The 739-nt window shown below is 47.9% G+C and carries 1 protein-coding gene; it reads left to right on the forward strand.

The features are described from left to right. Window positions 1–739, forward strand: a 739-nt coding sequence (locus A3750_RS16445; protein ID WP_156498659.1) for a response regulator, incomplete at both ends; no start/stop codon positions are given.

Consider the following 739-nt stretch of genomic DNA (forward strand, 5'->3'; position numbering starts at 1 on the left):
CTGCTGAATCGATTGCATCGCAACAAAGAGATCAAAATACTTGTTGCTGACGACTCGAGTACCTCTCGCAAACACATTTGCAACCTTCTACAGAGCCAACTCTATGATGTCGCTCAGGCCGATGACGGCGATACGGCCCTGCAAATGCTTGAGCAAGACACCGAGATACAAATACTCATTACCGATTACAACATGCCCCGAATGAATGGCTTTGATCTGGTCAGACAAATTCGCAAACAAGTTGATAAGAACGACTTAGTCATCATCGGGCTTTCTGCGGACGGAGATAACTCGCTCTCCGCAAAATTCATCAAAAACGGTGCGAACGACTTTTTGAAAAAGCCGTTCAGCCATGAAGAGTTTCATTGCCGAGTCATGCACAACATCGAGAACATGGAGTTCTCCAAAACCATGCACCATATGGCCATGCATGACTACTCAAGTGGCCTACCAAATAAGCGCGCATTCAATGAGCAAGCAGGGGCTCTCCTCAAGCAAGCCGACAAGCAAGGCCGCGAAGCATTTATCGCCATCATGTCGATAGATCAATTAGATGAGCTGCAAGATCGCTTCGGAATTGAAACGGCGGACCTAGTCGTGAACGAGCTACGCGAACTATTCAACAATGCACTCTCACGCTTCGTTTACGCGAGGCTCAATGACGGCGACCTAGGTATCGCCATGACAGGCATTACCGCCGAACAAGCCGAGCGCTTTTTAAATAGCTTAATTGAACGAG

The sequence above is a fragment of the Oleiphilus sp. HI0079 genome, assembly GCF_001635105.1.